The organism is Streptomyces sp. NPDC088707 (assembly GCF_044752725.1).
Taxonomy (GTDB): Bacteria; Actinomycetota; Actinomycetes; order Streptomycetales; family Streptomycetaceae; genus Streptomyces.
The window spans coordinates 340,340-360,086 of sequence record NZ_JBIVLV010000002.1 but is presented as its reverse complement, the minus strand read 5'-3'; the positions used below and the strand labels follow the sequence as shown (position 1 = coordinate 360,086).

The 19,747-nt window shown below is 73.1% G+C and carries 10 protein-coding genes; 9 read left to right on the top strand and 1 reads right to left on the bottom strand.

The features are described from left to right. Nucleotides 1–48: 48 nt before the first annotated feature. From ACIP84_RS09010 to ACIP84_RS08985, 6 genes are all read left to right on the top strand, one after another. Nucleotides 49–1,416 carry a ricin-type beta-trefoil lectin domain protein gene (locus ACIP84_RS09010; RefSeq protein ID WP_355959116.1) on the top strand — a complete coding sequence of 456 codons (1,368 nt, stop codon included), beginning with the start codon at nucleotides 49–51 and terminating at the stop codon, nucleotides 1,414–1,416. A gap of 145 nt (nucleotides 1,417–1,561) precedes the next feature. After that, complete coding sequence (locus ACIP84_RS09005; RefSeq protein ID WP_401796363.1) at nucleotides 1,562–3,802, top strand: RICIN domain-containing protein; 2,241 nt, start codon at nucleotides 1,562–1,564, stop codon at nucleotides 3,800–3,802. Further along, nucleotides 3,799–5,064: a ThuA domain-containing protein gene (locus tag ACIP84_RS09000; RefSeq protein WP_401796360.1), complete on the top strand. Its 1,266-nt coding sequence runs from the start codon at nucleotides 3,799–3,801 to the stop codon at nucleotides 5,062–5,064. The genes ACIP84_RS09005 and ACIP84_RS09000 overlap by 4 nt, the downstream gene beginning before the upstream one ends. 321 nt (nucleotides 5,065–5,385) lie before the next feature. After that, nucleotides 5,386–7,686: an alpha-N-acetylglucosaminidase gene (locus tag ACIP84_RS08995; protein WP_401796357.1), complete on the top strand. Its 2,301-nt coding sequence runs from the start codon at nucleotides 5,386–5,388 to the stop codon at nucleotides 7,684–7,686. Between the two features lie 419 nt (nucleotides 7,687–8,105). After that, the gene (locus ACIP84_RS08990) at nucleotides 8,106–12,014 is read left to right on the top strand and encodes a Pls/PosA family non-ribosomal peptide synthetase (protein WP_401796354.1); all 3,909 of its coding nucleotides are present in this window, start codon (nucleotides 8,106–8,108) and stop codon (nucleotides 12,012–12,014) included. Between the two features lie 44 nt (nucleotides 12,015–12,058). Then, nucleotides 12,059–13,465, top strand: coding sequence for a M1 family metallopeptidase (locus ACIP84_RS08985; RefSeq protein ID WP_401796351.1), 1,407 nt, complete (start codon nucleotides 12,059–12,061; stop codon nucleotides 13,463–13,465). A gap of 198 nt (nucleotides 13,466–13,663) precedes the next feature. On the opposite strand, the gene ACIP84_RS08980 is transcribed toward ACIP84_RS08985, so the two are convergent. Next, nucleotides 13,664–15,550, bottom strand: coding sequence for an AMP-dependent synthetase/ligase (locus tag ACIP84_RS08980; protein ID WP_401796348.1), 1,887 nt, complete (start codon nucleotides 15,548–15,550; stop codon nucleotides 13,664–13,666). A gap of 400 nt (nucleotides 15,551–15,950) precedes the next feature. Between ACIP84_RS08980 and ACIP84_RS08975 the strand changes: the two genes are divergently transcribed. The 3 genes from ACIP84_RS08975 to ACIP84_RS08965 all read left to right on the top strand — a co-directional run bounded on the left by ACIP84_RS08975 (nucleotide 15,951) and on the right by ACIP84_RS08965 (nucleotide 19,641). Beyond that, a complete protein-coding gene (locus ACIP84_RS08975) occupies nucleotides 15,951–17,627 on the top strand; it encodes an FAD-dependent oxidoreductase (RefSeq protein WP_401796345.1) in 1,677 nt (558 codons plus the stop codon). 146 nt (nucleotides 17,628–17,773) lie between these two features. Further along, on the top strand, nucleotides 17,774–19,291 hold the full coding sequence (locus tag ACIP84_RS08970) for an ATP-binding protein (protein ID WP_401797092.1): 1,518 nt from the start codon (nucleotides 17,774–17,776) through the stop codon (nucleotides 19,289–19,291). Next, the gene (locus ACIP84_RS08965) at nucleotides 19,288–19,641 is read left to right on the top strand and encodes a UBP-type zinc finger domain-containing protein (protein ID WP_355959126.1); all 354 of its coding nucleotides are present in this window, start codon (nucleotides 19,288–19,290) and stop codon (nucleotides 19,639–19,641) included. The genes ACIP84_RS08970 and ACIP84_RS08965 overlap by 4 nt, the downstream gene beginning before the upstream one ends. Nucleotides 19,642–19,747 lie beyond the last annotated feature (106 nt).

The window sequence follows — 19,747 nt, the reverse complement described above, 5'->3', positions numbered from 1 at the left end:
CGGCCCCGTCCACCGACGCACCCTCCCCCACCCGAGAGGACCCCCCACATGCACCGGACCCGTCTGCCACTCACCGTGGCCGCCCTCGCCCTCGCCGCCGGCGGCCTCACCGTCGCCACCGACGCACCCGCCGAGGCCGCCGCCGGCCGGATCACCGGCATCGGCGGCAAGTGCGTCGACGTCGCGGGGGCCAACCCCGCGAACGGCACCCCCGTCCAGCTGTACGACTGCAACGACACCGCCGCCCAGACCTGGGACGTGGGCGCCGACGGCACCCTCAAGGCCCTCGGCAAGTGCCTGGACGTGACCTCGGGCGGCACGGCCGACGGAACGGCGGTCCGCCTGTGGGACTGCAACGGCTCCGCCGCGCAGCGCTGGACCGTCACCGCGGCCCGCGACATCGTCAATCCGCAGGCCGACAAGTGCCTCGACGCCACGGGCAACAGCTCCGCCAACGGCACCCGGCTGCAGATCTGGACGTGCACCGGCGCCGCCAACCAGAAGTGGACGGCGCCCCCGGCCGGTGGCACCGGGCCTGCCCCCGGCGGGAACATGGCCGTCGCGCCGTACCTCTACAACGGCTGGGGCAGCCCGCCGAGCCCGACCACCGTCATGAACGCCACCGGCGTCAAGTGGTTCACGCTCGCCTTCGTCCTCAGCAACGGCTACTGCAACCCGCAGTGGGACGGGGGCCGCCCGCTCGTCGGCGGCGTCGACCAGCAGACGGTCAACACCGTCCGGGCGGCCGGCGGCGACGTCATACCGTCCTTCGGCGGCTGGAGCGGCAACAAGCTGGAGAGCTCCTGCTCCAGCGCGGGCGAACTCGCCGCCGCGTACCAGAAGGTCATCAACGCGTACGGCCTGAAGGCCATCGACATCGACATCGAGGCCGCCGCCTACGACAGCCCCACCGTCCAGCAGCGCACGGTCGACGCCCTCAGGACGGTCAAGGCGAACAACCCCGGCCTGAAGGTGTACGTCACCTTCGGGACCGGCCAGAACGGTCCCGACACCAGCCTCGTCAACCGCGCCGCAGCGGCCGGCCTCACGGTCGACAGCTGGACCATCATGCCGTTCAACTTCGGCGGCAACGGACAGAACATGGGCACCCTGACCGTCCGCGCGGCCGAGGGGCTCAAGACCGCGGTGAAGAACGCGTACGGCTACAGCGACGACCAGGCCTACCGCCACACCGGGATCTCCTCGATGAACGGCGTCACGGACGTGGGCGAGACCATCACCCAGGCCGACTTCCGCACGATCCTCGCCTACGCGCAGCAGCGGCACCTGGCCCGGCTGACCTTCTGGTCCGTCAACCGCGACCGCCCCTGCACCGGCGGCGGCGCCGACACCTGCTCCGGGATCGGTCAGCAGGCCTGGGAGTTCACCCGGATCCTCGCGGCCTACAACGGCTGACCCACGGCTCACCGGCCACGGGCCGCAGCTCATAGCCAGGGCCGCAGCCCACGGCTCACGGCCCACGGCCCACGGCTCACGGGCCACAGGCCGCAGTCCACGGGCCCCCTCCGTACCCCTCCTCCCGTCCCCACCAAGGAGCCGCATGTCCGCCCCCACCTCCCCGCCGCGGAGCGCCGCAGCCCGGCGCCCGGCCCGTGCCCGTCCACGACCCCAGCGCATCGCGGCGGTCCTGGCCACCGGCGCGGTGCTCTGCTCGGCCCTCGTCGCCCTCTCCCCCGGATCCGCCGCCGCGGCCGAGATCCCCACCGGCACCGTCACCGTCGTGAACGCCGGCAGCGGCAAGTGCCTCGACGCCCGCGCCGCGTCGACCGCCAACGGCACCGCCGTCCAGCAGTACGCGTGCAACGGGACCACCGCCCAGCAGTGGACCGTCGCACCGACCTCGGACGGCCACGTCCGGATCGGCGCCCGCAACGACTCCGCCCAGGCCGTCGACGTCAGCGACGTCTCCACCGCCGACAACGCCGCCGTCCACCTGTGGACCTACGGCGGAGGCCTCAACCAGCAGTGGCGGGCCGTCGACGAGGGAGGCGGCGCCTTCCACCTCGTCAACCGCAACAGCGGGAAGTGCCTCGACGTCCCCGCCGCGTCCACCGCCGACAGCGTGCAGCTCGTCCAGTACACCTGCAACGGCACGGCCGCCCAGCGCTTCCAGGTGACGCCGGTCGGCACCGCGCCCGGCGACGTCGACCTCGGGCCGAACGTCGTCGTCCTCGACCCGTCGATGCCCTCGGCGACCGTCCAGGGCCGACTGAACACGATCTTCCAGCGCCAGGAGACCAACCAGTTCGGGCCGGAGCGGTACGCCGTCCTGTTCAAGCCGGGCACGTACAACAACGATGTCAACGTCGGCTTCTACACCCAGGTCCTGGGGCTCGGCCAGTCGCCCGACTCCGTGACGATCAACGGCGCCGTGCACGTCGAGGCCGACTGGTTCCCGCCGCAGAACGCGACCCAGAACTTCTGGCGCGGCGCCGAGAACCTCTCCGTCACCCCGACCGGCGGCACCGACCGCTGGGCCGTGTCCCAGGCCTCGGCGTACCGCCGGATGCACGTCCGCGGCAACCTCGAACTGAGCGACGGGGGCTGGTCCAGCGGCGGCTTCATGGCCGACACCAAGATCGACGGCCAGGTCCGCTCCGGCACCCAGCAGCAGTGGCTGACCCGCAACTCCCAGCTCGGCTCCTGGACGGGGTCGAACTGGAACATGGTCTTCGTCGGCAGCCAGGGCGTCCCCGGCACGAGCTTCCCCAACCCGCCCCACACGACGGTGGACCGCTCCCCCGTCGTCCGCGAGAAGCCCTTCCTCACCGTGGACGCCACCGGTGCCTACGAGGTCGTCGTGCCCGCCCCGCGCACCGACTCCACGGGCACCACCTGGGCGGCCGGCGGCACCCCCGCCGCGACCCGGCTGCCCATCGACCGCTTCCACATCGTGAAGCCGGGCGCGACCGCGCCCCAGATCAACGCCGCCCTCGCCGCGGGCAAGGACCTCCTGGTCACTCCCGGCGTGTACCACCTCAGCGAGACCCTCCGGGTCACCCGCCCCGGCACCGTCGTCCTCGGTCTCGGTCTCGCCACCTTCGTCCCCGACAACGGCATCACCGCGATGACCGTCGCCGACGTCGACGGGGTCAAGATCGCCGGTGTCCTCTTCGACGCCGGTACGGTCAACTCCCCGAGCCTCCTCGAGCTCGGTCCCGCCGGATCGTCCGCCTCCCACGCGGCCGACCCGACCTCGCTCCACGACGTGTACTTCCGCGTCGGCGGCGCGGCCGTCGGCAAGGCCACCACCAGCCTGGTCGTCAACAGCGACCACGTCATCGGCGACCACCTGTGGGTCTGGCGCGCGGACCACGGCACGGGCGTCGGCTGGAACACCAACACCGCCGACACCGGCCTCGTCGTCAACGGCGACGACGTCACCATGTACGGCCTGTTCGTCGAGCACTACCAGAAGCACCAGACCGTCTGGAACGGCAACCGCGGCCGGACGTACTTCTACCAGAACGAAATGCCGTACGACCCGCCCAACCAGGCCGCCTGGATGAACGGTTCGACCCAGGGCTACGCCGCCTACAAGGTCGCCGACTCGGTCACCAGCCACCAGGCCTACGGGCTCGGCAGCTACTGCTACTTCAACGTGAACCCGGGCGTCACCGCCGAGCACGCCATCGAGGCACCCAACCGTCCCGACGTGCGCTTCCGGAGCATGGTGACCGTCTCCCTCGGCGGGACCGGCACGATCCGGCACGTCGTCAACGACCGCGGCGGCCCCTCCAACTCCTCCACCAACGTGGCGAACCTGGTGAGCCACCCATGACACGACACCTGATACGGCTCCTCGGCCTCATGGCGCTCGTCCTCGGCCTCGGCGCCGTCGGACCCGCCCAGGCCGCCCCGGCCGCACCCGACTTCCGTGTGATCGCGTTCTACAACGGCACCTGGGACGCGGCCCACATCGACTTCGTGAAGGAGGCCAACGACTGGTTCCCCCGGACGGCCGCCGCCCAGAACTTCTCCTACACGGCGACCACCGACTGGAACCTGCTCGCCAACGGCGGCGTGGACGCGTACGACGTCGTCCTCTTCCTCGACGACGCTCCGCAGAGCGCCGCCCAACGCGCTGGATTCGAGCGGTACATGCGCAACGGAGGCGGCTGGCTCGGCTTCCACGTCTCGGCGTTCACGACGAACGCCTCCGGCTGGAACTGGTACTACAACCAGTTCCTGGGCAGCGGGAACTTCCGCTCCAACACCTGGGGGCCGACCACCGCCGTCGTCCGCACGGAGAACGGATCCCACCCGGCCGCGGCCGGTCTGCCCACGACGTGGACCTCCGCCGTCAGCGAGTGGTACAGCTGGTCGAACAACCTGCGGTCCAACCCGTCGATCAAGGTCCTCGCCTCGGTCGACCCGAGCGGCTTCCCGCTGGGCACCGACCCGAACCAGTCCTGGTACAGCGGTGACTACCCGCTCGTGTGGACCAACACGCAGTACCGCATGCTGTACGCGAACTTCGGCCACAACGCCATGAACTACTCCACCGGCACCCGGCTCTCCTCCACCTTCGCCGACCCCACCCAGAACCGTCTCCTCCTCGACGGCCTCCGGTGGCTGGCGGGCGCCGGCACCGCCCCGCCCGGCCCGTTCCCCGGGGACTCCTGGTACACCCTCGCCGCCGAGGCGAACGGCCTCTGCGTCGACGTGAGGGCCGCGGGCACCGCCGACGGCACACCCGTCCAGCAGTACACCTGCAACGGGACCCAGGCCCAGCAGTTCCGCTTCACCCCGACGAGCGACGGCCACACCCGGATCGGCGTCCGCACCGCTCCCCAGCAGTCGGTCGACGTCACGGACCGGTCGACGGCCGACGGAGCACCCCTGCAGCTGTGGGCCTACGGGGGCAGTACGAACCAGCAGTGGCTGCCGGTGGCCGAGCCCTCCGGCCGGTACCACTTCGTCGCCCGCCACAGCGGCAAGTGCCTCGCCACCACCGGCACCAGCGCGGTCGGCGTCGCCCTCGTCCAACGCCCCTGCGACGGATCCCCGGCGCAGAGCTTCCGCCCCACCGCGATGCCCTGACGGTCCCCCAGGGCGCTCCGCCCCGCGGCCCCCGCGCACACCCGTGCCCGGGGGCCGCGGCGAGGGCACCACGCAGCCGGGCCTCGGATACCGCCGCCCCCCGGGCGGCGGTATCCGCATGCGCGCCCGGCGCCCCCGACCGATCATCCGTACATGGCAGGAACTCCCCCACGCCCCCGGCCGACCGGCGCCGCCGACGACCCGGCGCCCCGTCAGAAGCGCGTGCCCGCGGCCCTGCCGGCCGCGGTGTCGCTAGTCTTCGTCGACCGGACCCCCCGAAGCACGCCCCGCCGTTCCGCCCGACCCGCAGCAGGGAGCCAGATGGGCCGCCGCCTGATCCTTCGATGCCGTGCCGCCCTCGTCACCACGGTGTTCGCCGCCGTGGCGGCGGCGAGCGCGCCCGGCGTGCCGCTGTCGGGGGCGACCGCCCAGGCGGCCACACCCGCCCCCGGCCCGCGGCCCGCCGCCGCCGGGTCGCTCCCGCCGGCCGCCGGCGCCCGGTCGGCCCCGGACACCTCGTCCGCCCTCTTCGACCCGGCGCCCGCCCGGGCGAGCCTGGAGCGGCTGCTGCCCTCCCAGGCGTCGCAGTTCACCCTGCTGCCGGTCGAGGAGCCCGCCTCGGGCTCCTACTTCACCATCTCGGGCACGGCCGGGGCGATCGAGGTCCGGGGCACGTCGCCGGCCACGCTCCTCACCGGCGTCGGCTGGTACCTGGAGCGGGTCGCCGGGGTCGACCTGGGATGGCCCGGCTCCAGCGTCGGCCGGCTGCCCGACACGCTCCCCGCGGTCGCCACGCCCCTCACCCGGTCGGCCTCCGTGCCCCACCGCTACGCCCTCAACGACACCGACGAGGGGTACTCGGGCGCCTACCGCGACTTCGCCTCCTACCAGCACGACATCGACCTGATGGCGCTCCACGGCGTGAACGAGGTCTTCGTGCCGACCGGGGCCGAGTACCCGTACTACCGGGCCCTCCAGGAGTTCGGCTACAGCGCGGCCGAGCTGCGCGACTGGATCCCCGCCCCGGCCCATCAGGGCTGGTGGCTGCTGCAGAACCTGTCGGGGTTCGCCGGGCCCGTCTCCGAACAGCTCGTCGAGGCCCGGGCGGCACTCGGCGGGCGGATCGCGGCCCACCTGCGTTCACTCGGGATGACGCCCGTGCTGCCGGGCTTCTTCGGCACCGTGCCCGCCGACTTCGCCACGCGGAACCCCGGCGCGGTCACCGTTCCGCAGGGCAAGTGGGTGGGCTTCGACCGGCCCGACTGGCTGGATCCGACCGGGCCCGTCTTCGCCCGGCTCGCCGCCGCCTACTACCGCTTCCAGCAGGAGCGGTTCGGCGAGAGCGACATGTTCAAGATGGACCTGCTTCACGAGGGCGGGGTCGCGGGCGGGGTCGACGTCGCGGCGGCCGCCGCGGCCGTCCAGCGAGCCCTGGACACCGCGCGCCCCGGCGCCACCTGGGTCATGCTCGGCTGGCAGAACAACCCCACCTCGGCCCTCCTGAGCGGTGTCGACCGCCGCCGGGTCCTGATCGTCGACGGCCTCTCCGACCGGTACGACGGGCTCGACCGCGAGGTCCGGTGGGGCGGCACTCCGTACGCCTTCGGCACGATCCCCAACTTCGGCGGCCACACCAGCATCGGCGCCAACACCGGCGCGTGGGTGGACCGCTTCCACGCCTGGCTCGGCAAGCGGGACAGCGCTCTGCGCGGCATCGCGTACCTCCCCGAGGCCACCGGCGCCAGCCCCGCCGCGTTCGACCTCTTCACCGAACTCGCCTGGCAGTCCGGCCCGATCGACCAGAAGAGCTGGTTCGCCGAGTACGCCGCCCGGCGCTACGGCGGTACGGATCCCCATGCGGCGGCCGCGTGGGAGCAGCTGCGCCTCGGCCCGTACAGCATGGCGTCCGGGACCTGGAGCGAGCCGCAGGACAGCCTCTTCGCCGCACGGCCGGGTCTGACGGCGGCCACCGCCGCGAAATGGAGCCCGAAGGCCATGCGGTACGACGCCGCGACGGTCGAGCGGGCGCTCGCGGAGCTGCTCCAGGTGGCTCCCCGGCTGCGGACCACGGACGCGTACCGCTTCGACCTCGTGGACGTGGCGCGCCAGGCGCTCACCAACCGCAGCCGGGTCCTGCTGCCGCGCGTCAAGGCCGCCTACGAGGCCGGGGACCTGACGGGCTTCCGGGCGCTGGTGCGGGAGTGGCAGGGGCACGAGGAGCTACTGGGGCGGCTCGTCGGCTCCGACCAGCGGTTCCTGCTCGGACCCTGGCTGGCCGACGCGCGGGCCTGGGGCGCCGACCCGGAGGAACGGGACCAGCTGGAGTACGACGCCCGCTCGATCCTCACCACCTGGGCCGACAAGGGGCCGAGCGAGACGGGCGGTCTGCGCGACTACGCCAACCGTGAATGGTCCGGTCTCGTCCAGGACGTCTACGCGCCGCGCTGGGCCGCCTACTTCGCGAGTCTCGACCGTGCGCTGGTGACCGGCACGGCGCCGGTCGCCGTCGACTGGTTCGCGCGGGACGATTCCTGGGCGCGCGGCCACCAGCGCTACCCGACGACGCCCACGGGCGACCCCTTCGCCCTGGCGGGCGAGGTGCGGGCGGCCCTGGCGGCGTGACGAGAGCCGACGAGGACGAGGGAGAAGCCGTGACGGACGATGGTCCCGTGTCCGGATCACGGCGACGGACACCGACCTGTCGACCGGAACCGGGCCGGAGGTCAAGGGCCCCGCGCTGTCCCTGCTCCTCGCGGTGACGGGCCGCAGGGCGGTGTGGGCCGACCTCCGCGGTCCGGGGGTGGCCGCTCTGTCCGCGGGCGGCTGAGCCGGCGGGCGCCCGAGCGTCACCGGGCACCGTACGGTCACCCTGAGTCCACCTCCAATACCGTCCCCAACCAGCCATGCGCAAGGTGTCGACCGGAGAATCCTGGCAGGCGCACTAGACTGGCGGGCTGTTTGGCGTCGGAACGGAACAACCCGGGCAGACCCGGGCTCCGACCGACGACCCGGACGTTGCCGGGAACGAGACGCGAGGTCCGATGGCAGCCACACCAGAGCACGGTGACGCGACTCTGCTCCACGACGGGGATCCGTGGGAGGAGGAGTCGGGGAAGTCCGCCCGGTTCTCCGCCGGGCCCGCCGCCCCGGTGCGCACCCTCGTCGACATCTTCGAGGACTCGGTACGCGCCCACCCCGACGAGCTCGCCCTGGACGACGGCACCGCCCGGCTGACCTACCGGGCACTGGCCGCGGAGGTCGAGCGCCGGAGGCGCGCGCTCGCCGCCGCCGGTGTGGGGCTCGGCGACCGGGTGGGCGTCCGGGTGCCGTCCGGGACGAACGAGCTGTACGTGGCCGTCCTCGCCGTGCTCGCCGCGGGAGCCGCCTATGTGCCGGTCGACGCCGAGGACCCGGACGAGCGGGCCGAGCTGGTCTTCGGCGAGGCCGGTGTGCGGGCCGTGGTCGGCGCGGAGCAGCGCGTCGACGTCACCGGGCGGGCGGGCGACGGCGCCGCCGCCGCCCGCCCCGGGCCCGAACACGACGCGTGGATCATCTTCACCTCGGGCTCCACGGGCAAGCCCAAGGGTGTCGCCGTCAGCCACCGCAGCGCCGCCGCGTTCGTGGACGCCGAGGCCGCGCTGTTCCTCGCCGACGAGCCGATCGGCCCCGGCGACCGGGTCATGGCGGGCCTCTCCGTCGCCTTCGACGCCTCCTGCGAGGAGATGTGGCTGGCCTGGCGCTACGGCGCCTGCCTGGTGCCCGTCCCCCGGTCGCAGGTGCGCAGCGGCGCCGACCTCGGCCCCTGGCTGGTGGAGCAGGAGATCACCGTGGTCTCCACCGTGCCGACCCTCGCCGCGCTCTGGGACCCCGAGACCCTCGACGAGGTCCGGCTGCTGATCTTCGGCGGTGAGGCCTGCCCGCCCGAGCTGACCCAGCGTCTGGTCACCGAGGGCCGCGAGGTGTGGAACACGTACGGCCCCACCGAGGCGACCGTCGTCGCCTGCGCCTCCCTGCTGACCGGTGAGGAGCCGATCAGGATCGGTCTCCCGCTGAACGGCTGGGAGCTGGCCGTGGTCGACGAGTCCGGCGAGCCGGTGCCGATGGGCGGCAGCGGGCAGCTGGTGATCGGCGGCGTCGGTCTCGCCCGCTACCTCGACCCCGAGAAGGACGCGGAGAAGTACGCCCCGCTGGAATCCCTCGGCTGGGAGCGCGCGTACCGCAGCGGCGACCTCGTCCGCGCCGAGCCGGAGGGTCTGGTCTTCCTCGGCCGCGGCGACGAGCAGATCAAGCTCGGCGGCCGCCGCATCGAGCTGGGCGAGGTGGACTCCGCCCTCCAGGGCCTGCCCGGTGTGGCCGGCGCGGCCGCCGCCGTCCGTACCGCCCGCAGCGGCAACCAGTTGCTCGTGGGCTACCTCGTGACGCAGGAGGGCTGGGACCACGCGGCGGCGGTCGAGCGGCTGCGCGCCGAGCTCCCCGCGGCCCTCGTTCCGCTCCTCGCGCCCGTCGCCGAACTGCCCACCCGTACGTCGGGCAAGGTCGACCGGGACGCGCTGCCCTGGCCGCTGCCCGACCTGGAGACCACCGGTCCCTCCGAGCAGTTGTACGGCACGGAGGCCTGGCTCGCCGAGCAGTGGAGCGAGACCCTCGGCGTGGCCGTCACCGGCGCCGCCGACGACTTCTTCGCCATCGGCGGCAACAGCCTCGCCGCCGCCCAGCTCACCACCCGGCTGCGCACCCGCTACCCGAGCGCGGCCGTCGTCGACATCTACCAGCAGCCCACCCTGCGCAAGCTGGCCCGGCGCCTGGAGAAGTCCGTCCAGGACGACGGGGCCGTACGGACGATCGCGCCGGTGCCGTTCCGGGCCGGGCTCCTCCAGACCGTCCTGCTGCTTCCGCTGTTCACCGTGATCGGGCTCCGCTGGACGGTGGCGCTGCTCGCGCTCGGCAACGTCCTGCACCGGTTCGGGGCCTGTCCGTGGGCGCCGACCGCCTCGTGGTGGGTGGTGGCCGCCGGTGCGGCGCTGCTGTTCAGCCCGCCCGGCCGGCTCGCGATCGCCGCGGGCGGCGCACGGCTGCTGCTGCGCGGGGTGAAGGCCGGCCGCCACCCGCGCGGCGGCAGTGTCCATCTGCGGCTGTGGACGGCCGAGCGGCTCGCCGAGTTCGCCGGCGCGACCTCGCTCACCGGCTCCTGGCTGGAGCGGTACGCGCGGGCGCTCGGCGCCAAGGTGGGCCCCGACGTGGACCTGCACTCGCTGCCGCCGGTCACGGGCATGCTCAAGCTCGGCCGCGGCTGCGCCGTGGAGTCCGAGGTGGACCTCTCCGGCTACTGGCTGGACGGTGACCGGCTGGAGATCGGCCCGGTGAAGGTCGGGGCGGGCGCCGTGGTCGGCACCCGCAGCCTGCTGTTCCCCGGGGCGCGGGTGGGCAAGCGGGCCGAGGTGGCCCCCGGCTCCGCCGTGGCGGGACAGATCCCGACCGGGCAGCGCTGGGCCGGCGCGCCCGCGGGCAAGCTCGGCAAGGCCAAGCGGAACTGGCCCAAGGAGCGGCCGGCGCGCCCCCTCCACTGGCGGGCCGTCTACGGCGCGACCGGTTTCCTCCTCACGGTTCTGCCGGTGCTGGCCGCCCTGCCCGCGCTGCTCGTGGTGAGCCGCTTCGTACCCGCGGACGCCGGGCTCGCCGAGGCGCTGCGGGGAGCGCTGGTCGCCGTGGTGCCCGGGGCGCTCGCCTACGGGTTCGCGTACGCCTCGCTCGTCCTCGTCCCGGTCCGGCTGCTCAGTCTCGGGCTGCGCACCGGCAGCCATCCGACGCACAGCCGGGTCGCCTGGCAGGCGTGGACCGTCACCCAGCTGATGGACCTGGCACGCGAGACGCTGTTCCCGCTGTACGCCGGGCTGATCACCCCGGTCTGGCTGCGGCTGCTCGGGATGAAGATCGGCCGGGGAGCCGAGGTGTCCACGGTGCTCGCGCTGCCGAGCCTCACCACGGTCGGCGAGGGGGCCTTCCTCGCCGACGACACCCTGACCGCCCCGTACGAGCTGGGCGGCGGCTGGGTGCGGATCGGGCACTCCGAGATCGGCCGCCGGGCGTTCCTCGGCAACTCCGGAATGACCGCGCCGGGCCGCACCGTGCCGGACGACGGACTGGTCGGCGTGCTGTCGGCGACGCCGAAGAAGGCCAAGAAGGGCAGCTCGTACCTGGGCCTGCCCCCGGTCAGACTGCCGCGGTCCGCGTCCGACTCCGACCGGAGCCGGACGTACGACCCGCCCGCGCGGCTGCTGTGGGCGCGCGGTCTGGTGGAGCTCTTCAGGCTGCTCCCGGTGTTCGCCTCGGCCGCCCTCGCGGTCCTGACCGTGGCGGCCCTCTGCGCCCTGGCCACCGCGACCGGTCTGGGGATCTGGGGCACGGCGCTGCTGTCCGGGGCGGTCCTGCTCGCCGCCGGTGCGGCCGCGTGCCTGGTGTCGGTGGCCGCGAAGTGGCTGCTCGTGGGCCGGCACCGGACGGGCGAGCACCCGCTCTGGTCCGGCTTCGTGTGGCGCAACGAGCTGGCCGACACGTTCGTCGAGGTCCTCGCCGTGCCGTGGCTGGTCGGGTCGGTGCCGGGTACCCCGCTGCTCAACCTGTGGCTGCGCGGGCTCGGTGCCCGGGTCGGCCGGGGCGTGTGGTGCGAGAGCTACTGGCTGCCCGAGACGGACCTGGTCGTCCTCGGTGACGCGGTCAGCGTGAACCGCGGCTGTGTCTTGCAGACTCACCTCTTCCACGACCGGATCTTGAGGACGGATACTGTGGTCCTCCGCGAGGGCGCCACCCTGGGCCCGGGCGGAATCGTCCTGCCCGGCAGTTCGGTGGGGGCCCGCAGCACGCTGGGTCCCGCCTCTCTCGTGATGGCCGGGGAATCCGTCCCGGCCGACACCCGCTGGCTGGGCAATCCGATCGAGGCGTGGCGGGCCTGAACGGGCGGCACGAGCACAGCACAGGGCAGGGAGCGGGAGCAGAGTTGAGCGGCGAGCGGACAACGGCACAGGACCCGTACTTCCCCGACCACGGCGACTCCCGTTACCGCGTGCATCGGTACGAACTCGCTCTGGAGTACCGTCCAGGCCCCAACCGGCTGGCCGGGACGGCACGGCTCAGCGCCATCGCGGGCCGGGCGCCGCTCACCGAGTTCCATCTGAACCTCTCCGAGTTCAAGGTCGGCCGGCTCCTGGTGAACGGCCGTGCGCCGCACTACACCCACCGCGGCGGCAAGCTCCGCGTCCGGCCGGCCAAGCCGCTGTCCGCGGGCGCCGCGTTCACCGTGGAGGTGCACTACGCGGGCAACCCCAAGCCGGTGCGCAGCCCGTGGGGCGGGCTCGGGTGGGAGGAGCTGACCGACGGCGCGCTGGTCGCGAGCCAGCCCGTCGGCGCCCCCTCCTGGTACCCGTGCAACGACCGGCCCGCCGACAAGGCCTCGTACCAGATCTCGGTCAACACGCCCTCCGCGTACACCGTGGTGGCGGGCGGCCGGCTGCTCACCCGTACGACCAAGGCCAGCACGACGACCTGGGTGTACGAGCAGTCCGCGCCGACGTCCAGCTACCTGGTCGGGCTCTCCATCGGCATGCACCAGACGGTGCTGCTCGGGGACCCCGGGCTCGGCGGGGTGCCGCAGAGCGCCCATGTGCCGGCGCACCTGCTGCCCCGCTTCTCGCGCGACTTCGCCCGGCAGCCCGCGATGATGCAGTTGTTCGAGGAGCTGTTCGGGCCGTATCCGTTCGGCGAGTACGCGGTGGTCGTGGCCGACGAGGATCTCGACGTGCCGGTGGAGGCCCAGGGGCTCTCCCTCTTCGGCGCCAACCACGTCGACGGCGGACGCGGTTCGGAGCGCCTCGTCGCGCACGAGCTCGCGCACCAGTGGTTCGGCAACAGCGTGACCGTCGGCGACTGGCGGCACATCTGGCTGAACGAGGGCCTGGCCAAGTACGCCGAATGGCTCTGGTCGGAGCGCTCCGGCGGCCGCACCGCGCAGGAGCTGGCGGCGACCGCGTACCGGCTGCTCGCCACGCAGCCGCAGGACCTGAAGCTCGCCGACCCGGGGCGCAAGCTGATGTTCGACGACCGGCTGTACGAGCGCGGGGGGCTCACGGTGCACGCGATCCGCTGCGCCCTGGGCGACGGCGCCTTCTTCCGCATGCTGCGCGACTGGGCGACCGTGCACCGCCACGGCGTGGTGACCACGGCGACCTTCACGGCCCATGTGTCCCGCTACGCGACGGAGCCGGTGGACGGCCTGCTCAGGGCATGGCTGCAGCAGCCGTCCCTGCCTCCGCTCCCGTCCCCCCACGGCTCCCCGGCCTTCCCGGAACGGCCCGCGTACCCGCCCACGAACGGCGGATCCGGGGGCCTGGGCAGGGCCTCCGCGTAGCGCGAGCAGGGCCAGGACCCGCGTGCGCGGGGGCGGCGGTCGAGGTGGTTCCAGCCGGCAGGTCCCCTCGCCTCGTGTAGGCGGCCGCCGCACGGGGTGCTCCGGTCGGGCACCCGGTGCGTACGGGCCGTCTGCGGGTCATGCCCCGCAGACGGGTGTCACGCCTCGCGGGCGAGCGTCAGGCCCCGCGGGCGGGCGTCACGCCTCGCGGGCGCCCTCGTACATCGCCTCGACGACCTCGGCGTACTCCCGCTCCACGACGGGCCGCTTGACCTTGAGGCTCGGGGTGAGTTCGCCGTGCTCGATGTCGAGATCGCGCGGCAGGACCGCGAACTTCTTGATCGTCTGCCATCGCTGCAGGTCGCCGTTGACGCGCTGGACGAAGCCGTCGATCAGCGCGTGCGCCTCCGGCGAGGAGACGACCTCCGCGTAACTCCGCCCGCCGAGGCCCTGCGACACCGCCCACGGCATGATCACGCTCTCTTCGAGCGTGATCAGGGCGGTGCAGTAGTTGCGGTTGTTGCCGATGACCAGAATGTTGCTGGCGTACGGGCAGACGGCCTTGAAGCGGCTCTCGATCTCGGTGGGCGCGATGTACTTGCCGCCCGAGGTCTTGAACAGGTCCTTCTTGCGGTCGGTGATCCGGACGAAGCCGTCCTTGTCGATCTCGCCGATGTCGCCCGTGTGGAACCAGCCGTCGCTCTCCAGTACTTCGGCGGTCTTCTCCGGGAGGTTGTGGTACCCGCGCATGACGCCCGGCCCCTTCAGGAGGATCTCCCCGTCCTCGGCGATGCGGACCTCGGTGCCGGGCAGGGGCCTGCCGACCGTGCCCACCCGGAAGTCCTCGACGGGATTGACCGTGACGGCCGCGCTGGTCTCCGTCAGGCCGTAGCCCTCCAGCACGGGCACGCCCGCGCCCGCGAAGAAGTAGCCGATGTCGGCGGCGAGTGCGGCACTGCCCGAGGCGCTGCCGCGGAGTTCGCCGCCGAAGGCCGCCCGGATCCTGCCGTAGACGAGTCTGTCGGCGACGGCGTGCTGCACGGAGAGCCACAGGGGCAGCGAGCGCCGCCCCGTCGCCACCACCGTCTCCTGCCCGGTCCTGGCGTAGTCGCGGGCGACCTGCGCCGCCCACAGGAAGATCTTGTGCTTGGCGCCGCCCTCGGCCTTCGACCTGGCGGCGATCCCGTTGTAGACCTTCTCGAAGATCCTCGGTGCGGACGCCATCACGGTGGGCCGGACGGCGGGCAGGTTGGTGATGATCCGGTCGATGCGGCCGTCCACCGCCATCACGCTGCCGGTCTTCACCTGACCGGCGATCAGGGCGTTGCCGAAGACATGGGACAGCGGCAGCCACAGGAACTGCACGTCGTCGGGGAGCAGCAGCCCGCTGACCTCCTGCGCGACCGCCTGGTAGGACCAGCAGTCGTGCACCAGACGCACGCCCTTGGGGCGGCCGGTCGTGCCGGAGGTGTAGATCAGGGTGGCGAGCTGGTCCGGCAGGATGGCCCCGACCGCCGTGTCGACCGCGTCCGGATGCTCCTGCAGGTGCGCGGTGCCCCGCTTCTCCAGCTCGGCGAGGGTCAGCACGTCCAGCCCCTCGGCCCGGGGCATGTCCGCCTCCGGGTCGAAGACGATCACGGTGTCGAGCCCCGGCAGGTCGTCCCTGCGGCCGGCCACCTTGGCCAGTTGCTCGGCGTTCTCGACGAAGATCGCCCTGCTGCCGGAGTCGGCGAGGATGTACGCCGTCTCCTCGGCGTTGGTGCTCGGGTAGACGGCGGTCGCGGCGACGCCGGCGCACATCATGCCCAGGTCGGCGAGGATCCACTCGATCCGTGTCGAGGAGGAGATGGCCACGCGCTCCTCGGGCCGCAACCCGAGGGTGAGCAGGCCGGCCGCGATCGCCTTCACGCGCTCCGCGGTCTGGGCCCAGGTCAGCGAGCGCCACTCCTCGGCGCCCGCTGCGGCGTGCTCGACCGCCACGGGATGGCGGTAGGCCTCCCGGTCGGGCGTGGCCTCGACCCGTGCGAGGAAGATGTGCGCCACCGACTGCGGGCGGCTTTCAAGAAGGTGCTGCGCGGAACTCATCCCAACCCCCCGGGACCGGACTGCCCGTCAACGAATCATTGACCGGCCGGTAACTTGCGAGCTGTGGTGAGGCTAGGCGGAAACGCGCCGGTGCGTAAGGGAGCGGGCGAAGAAAGTACGGCGTCAGCGGGCTTTCGGCCCCGGCCCGCCCCGGCCCCGCTCGGGTGCGTCCCCGGCCCGCCCCGGCCCCGCTCGGCTCCGTCCCCGGCCCCGCTCGGCCCCGCCCCGGCCCCTGACCCGGCCCCTGACCCGGCCCCCGGAGGTCCGTGGCGCACCGCCGCCGGCGGTGCACGGGCCGTCGCCATCCGGGGCGGTCCCACGGGATCGAACTTACGATGGGCGGGAGCCGGCGTCGGCAGCCCGCCGTGCCGGCCGTCCGAGGCGAGCGGGGCGGAGACGCATGGCACAGGTCACCGACGCGGCACGTACCGTCATCCTGACGGTGGACGACGACCCGGGAGTGTCCCGCGCCATCGCCCGCGACCTGCGGCGCCGCTACGGCGGCGGGTACCGCGTCGTGCGCGCCGAATCCGGCGAGTCCGCGCTCGAAGCGCTCCGCGAGCTGAAGCTGCGGGGCGACCTCGTCGCCGTGATCCTCGCCGACTACCGCATGCCGCAGATGAACGGCATCGAGTTCCTCGAACAGGCCCTCGGCGTGTACCCGGGGGCCCGGCGCATCCTGCTGACCGCGTACGCCGACACCAACGCGGCCATCGACGCGATCAACGTCGTCGACCTCGACCACTACCTCCTCAAGCCCTGGGACCCGCCGGAGGAGAAGCTCTACCCCGTCGTGGACGACCTCCTGTCGGCCTGGCGCGCCAGTGACTACCGGCCGGTGCCCGCGACGAAGGTGGTCGGTCACCGCTGGTCGGCGCGGTCGTCGTCCGTACGCGAGTTCCTGGCCCGCAACCAGGTCCCGTACCGCTGGTACTCCTCCGACGAGCCCGAGGGCCGGCGCCTCCTCGACGCGGCCGGGGCCGACAACCGCCGGCTGCCCCTGGTGATCACGCCGGACGGCACGGTCCTGGTCGAGCCGGACGCGCCCGAGCTGGCCGCCCGGGTGGGGCTCGCGACGACACCGGCCGCCGACTTCTACGACCTCGTCGTCATCGGCGGCGGCCCGGCCGGGCTCGGCTCGGCGGTGTACGGGGCCTCCGAGGGGCTGCGGACCGTGCTGGTCGAGCGGTCGGCGACCGGTGGACAGGCCGGCCAGAGCTCCCGGATCGAGAATTACCTCGGCTTCCCGGACGGTGTCTCCGGCGGGCAGCTCACCGAACGCGCCCGGCGCCAGGCCACCCGCTTCGGTGCCGAGATCCTGACCGCGCGGGAGGTCACGGGTCTGGAGGTGAACGGCGCGGCCCGCGTCGTCCGCTTCTCGGACGGCACGCAGGTCGCCGCCCACAGCGTCATCCTCGCGACCGGGGTGTCCTACCGGCAGCTCCTGGCCCCGGGCTGCGAGGACCTGACCGGGCGCGGCGTGTACTACGGCTCCTCCCTCACCGAGGCGTCCTCCTGTCAGGACCAGGACGTGTACATCGTCGGCGGCGCGAACTCCGCCGGACAGGCCGCGGTGTTCCTGGCGCGGGGCGCGAAGTCGGTGACGCTGCTCGTGCGCGGCGAGTCGCTGGCGGCGTCGATGTCGTACTACCTGATCCAGCAGATCGAGGAGGCGCCGAACATCACCGTGCGGCCCAGTACGGTCGTCGGGGCGGCGCACGGCGAGGAGCACCTGGAGCGGCTGACCCTGCGGGACGCCGTGACCGGCGCGACCGACGTCGTGGACGCCCAGTGGATGTTCGTCTTCATCGGGGCGGCCCCGCTGACCGACTGGCTCGACGGGACGGTGCTGCGCGACGAGCACGGTTTCATCCTGGCGGGACCCGACCTCACGCCGGACGGGCGGCCACCGGCCGAGTGGGCCCTCGACCGGCCGCCGTACCACCTGGAGACGAACGTCCCCGGCGTGTTCGTGGCCGGCGACGCGCGCGCCCAGTCCGCGAAGCGCGTCGCCTCGGCCGTGGGAGAGGGAGCCATGGCCGTGATGCTCGTCCACCGGTATCTGGAGCAGTCATGAGCGGACAGGAGGCAGACGGACGGGGCATGGACGGACGGGACGCGGCCGGCCAGGACGCGGGCGACAGGAACAAGGGCGGCACGGAGACGGGCGGCACGGACCCGGGCGGCACGGACCCGGGCGGCACGGACCCGGGCGGCGAGGTCATGCCCTGCGACCAGCACGAGATCGGCTCGCTGTTCCTCTTCGAGAAGCTCTCCCCCGAACAGCTCTCGCGGCTGTGCGCCGAGGGACGGGTGGAACGGTTCGGGCCCGGCGCCGTCTACACCGAGGGCGACCCGGCCACCTGCTTCTACGTGATGATCGAGGGAACCGTCGTCCTGTACCGCCGGGTCGGCGGCGACGACGTGGAGGTGAGCCGCACCTCGCAGCGCGGGGTGTACGCGGGCGCCATGCAGGCGTATCTCGGCGACCGGGTGCCCCAGACGTACAACAACTCCATGCGGGTGACGGAGCCCACCCGCTTCTTCGTCATGCCCGCGCAGTCGTTCGCCGACATCATGGCCGAGTGGTTCCCGATGGCGGTGCACCTCCTCGAAGGGCTGTTCTTCGGCTCCAAGAACACCCAGCGCGCCATCGGACAGCGTGAACGGCTCCTCGCGCTCGGCTCGTTGTCCGCGGGACTCACCCACGAACTCAACAACCCGGCCGCGGCAGCCGTCCGGGCCACGGCGGCGCTCCGGGAGCGGGTCGGCAAGATGCGGCACAAGCTGTCCGTCATCGCCAAGGGCCCGTACTCCAGGGAGGCGCTCGCCGACCTCATCGAGATTCAGGAACGCACCGCGGAGCGTGTCGCCAAGGCGCCGGTGCTGAGCCCGCTGGAGGCGTCCGACCGGGAGGACGAGCTCGCCGACTGGCTGGAGGACCACGGCATCCCGGAGGGCTGGCGCATCGCGCCCACCTTCGTCCAGGCCGGTCTGGACACGGACTGGCTGGAGCAGGTGGCGGCGACGGTGGCCGACGACGTGCTGCCGGGGGCCGTCGGCTGGCTCAACTACACCGTCGAGACAGAGCTGTTGATGGACGAGATCGACGACTCCACCAACCGCATCTCCCATCTGGTGGACGCCGCCAAGCAGTACGCCCAGCTCGACCGCGCCCCGCACCGCGAGGTCGACGTCCACGAGCTCCTCGACAGCACGCTCCTGATGCTGTCCGGCAAGATCGGCGACCGGGTGCGCGTCGTCAAGGACTACGACCGCTCCCTCCCCGAGGTGCCCGCCTACCCGGCGGAGCTGAACCAGGTGTGGACCAACCTCATCGACAACGCGGTGTCCGCGATCGGGAGCGACGGCGGCGACGGCACCCTGACGGTCCGTACGGCCCGGGAGGGCGACCGGCTGCTCGTGGAGTTCCGCGACACGGGCCCCGGCGTCCCCGAGGAGATCCGCAGCCGCATCTTCGACCCCTTCTTCACGACAAAGCCGGTCGGCGAGGGCACAGGGCTCGGCCTCGACATCTCCTGGCGGATCGTGGTGAGCAAGCACCACGGAAGCCTTCAGGTCGAGTCCGTACCGGGCGACACCCGGTTCCAGGTACTGCTGCCGCTGACCGCCCCCGCGGCGGAGTCCGAGCCGGATCCCGGGGCGGAGACCGGATCCGACTCCCCCGCCCGCACCGGCGTCACCACCGACACACCCGACACACCCGAGGAGCAGGCATGACCGAGATCGAGGGAATCGACCCGAGCGTTCCGCCCAGCGGGCCGGGCTGCGGGGACTGCGACTCGGTGGGCGGCTGGTGGTTCCATCTGCGGCGCTGCGCCCAGTGCGGCCACATCGGCTGCTGCGACTCCTCCCCCGCCCAGCACGCCACCGCGCACTGGAAGTCCACCGGGCATCCCCTCGTCCAGAGCTTCGAGCCGGGCGAGAGCTGGTTCTGGAACTACGCCACCGACGACCTGTACGACGCGGGACCCGCACTCGCCCCGCCGGACGGCCACCCCGCCGACCAGCCGGCCCCCGGACCGGCCGGCCGCGTCCCGCAGGACTGGCAGCGGCACCTCCACCGCTGAGGGCCGCCGGCCCCCGTCCGTCCGCGCGCCGGCCGACCCGGTGGTGGCCGAAGTGTGGCCTTCGCGTTCCGCGATGCGGTCAGGGGTGTGCGGTGGGCGTTCGTCC

Coding starts and splice junctions, on each gene's coding strand:
- ACIP84_RS08975 (WP_401796345.1), top strand. CDS start 15,951: ATGGCACAGGTCACCGACGCGGCACGTACCGTCATCCTGACGGTGGAC.
- ACIP84_RS09000 (WP_401796360.1), top strand. CDS start 3,799: ATGACACGACACCTGATACGGCTCCTCGGCCTCATGGCGCTCGTCCTC.
- ACIP84_RS09005 (WP_401796363.1), top strand. CDS start 1,562: ATGTCCGCCCCCACCTCCCCGCCGCGGAGCGCCGCAGCCCGGCGCCCG.
- ACIP84_RS09010 (WP_355959116.1), top strand. CDS start 49: ATGCACCGGACCCGTCTGCCACTCACCGTGGCCGCCCTCGCCCTCGCC.
- ACIP84_RS08970 (WP_401797092.1), top strand. CDS start 17,774: ATGCCCTGCGACCAGCACGAGATCGGCTCGCTGTTCCTCTTCGAGAAG.
- ACIP84_RS08995 (WP_401796357.1), top strand. CDS start 5,386: ATGGGCCGCCGCCTGATCCTTCGATGCCGTGCCGCCCTCGTCACCACG.
- ACIP84_RS08965 (WP_355959126.1), top strand. CDS start 19,288: ATGACCGAGATCGAGGGAATCGACCCGAGCGTTCCGCCCAGCGGGCCG.
- ACIP84_RS08980 (WP_401796348.1), bottom strand. CDS start 15,550: ATGAGTTCCGCGCAGCACCTTCTTGAAAGCCGCCCGCAGTCGGTGGCG.
- ACIP84_RS08990 (WP_401796354.1), top strand. CDS start 8,106: ATGGCAGCCACACCAGAGCACGGTGACGCGACTCTGCTCCACGACGGG.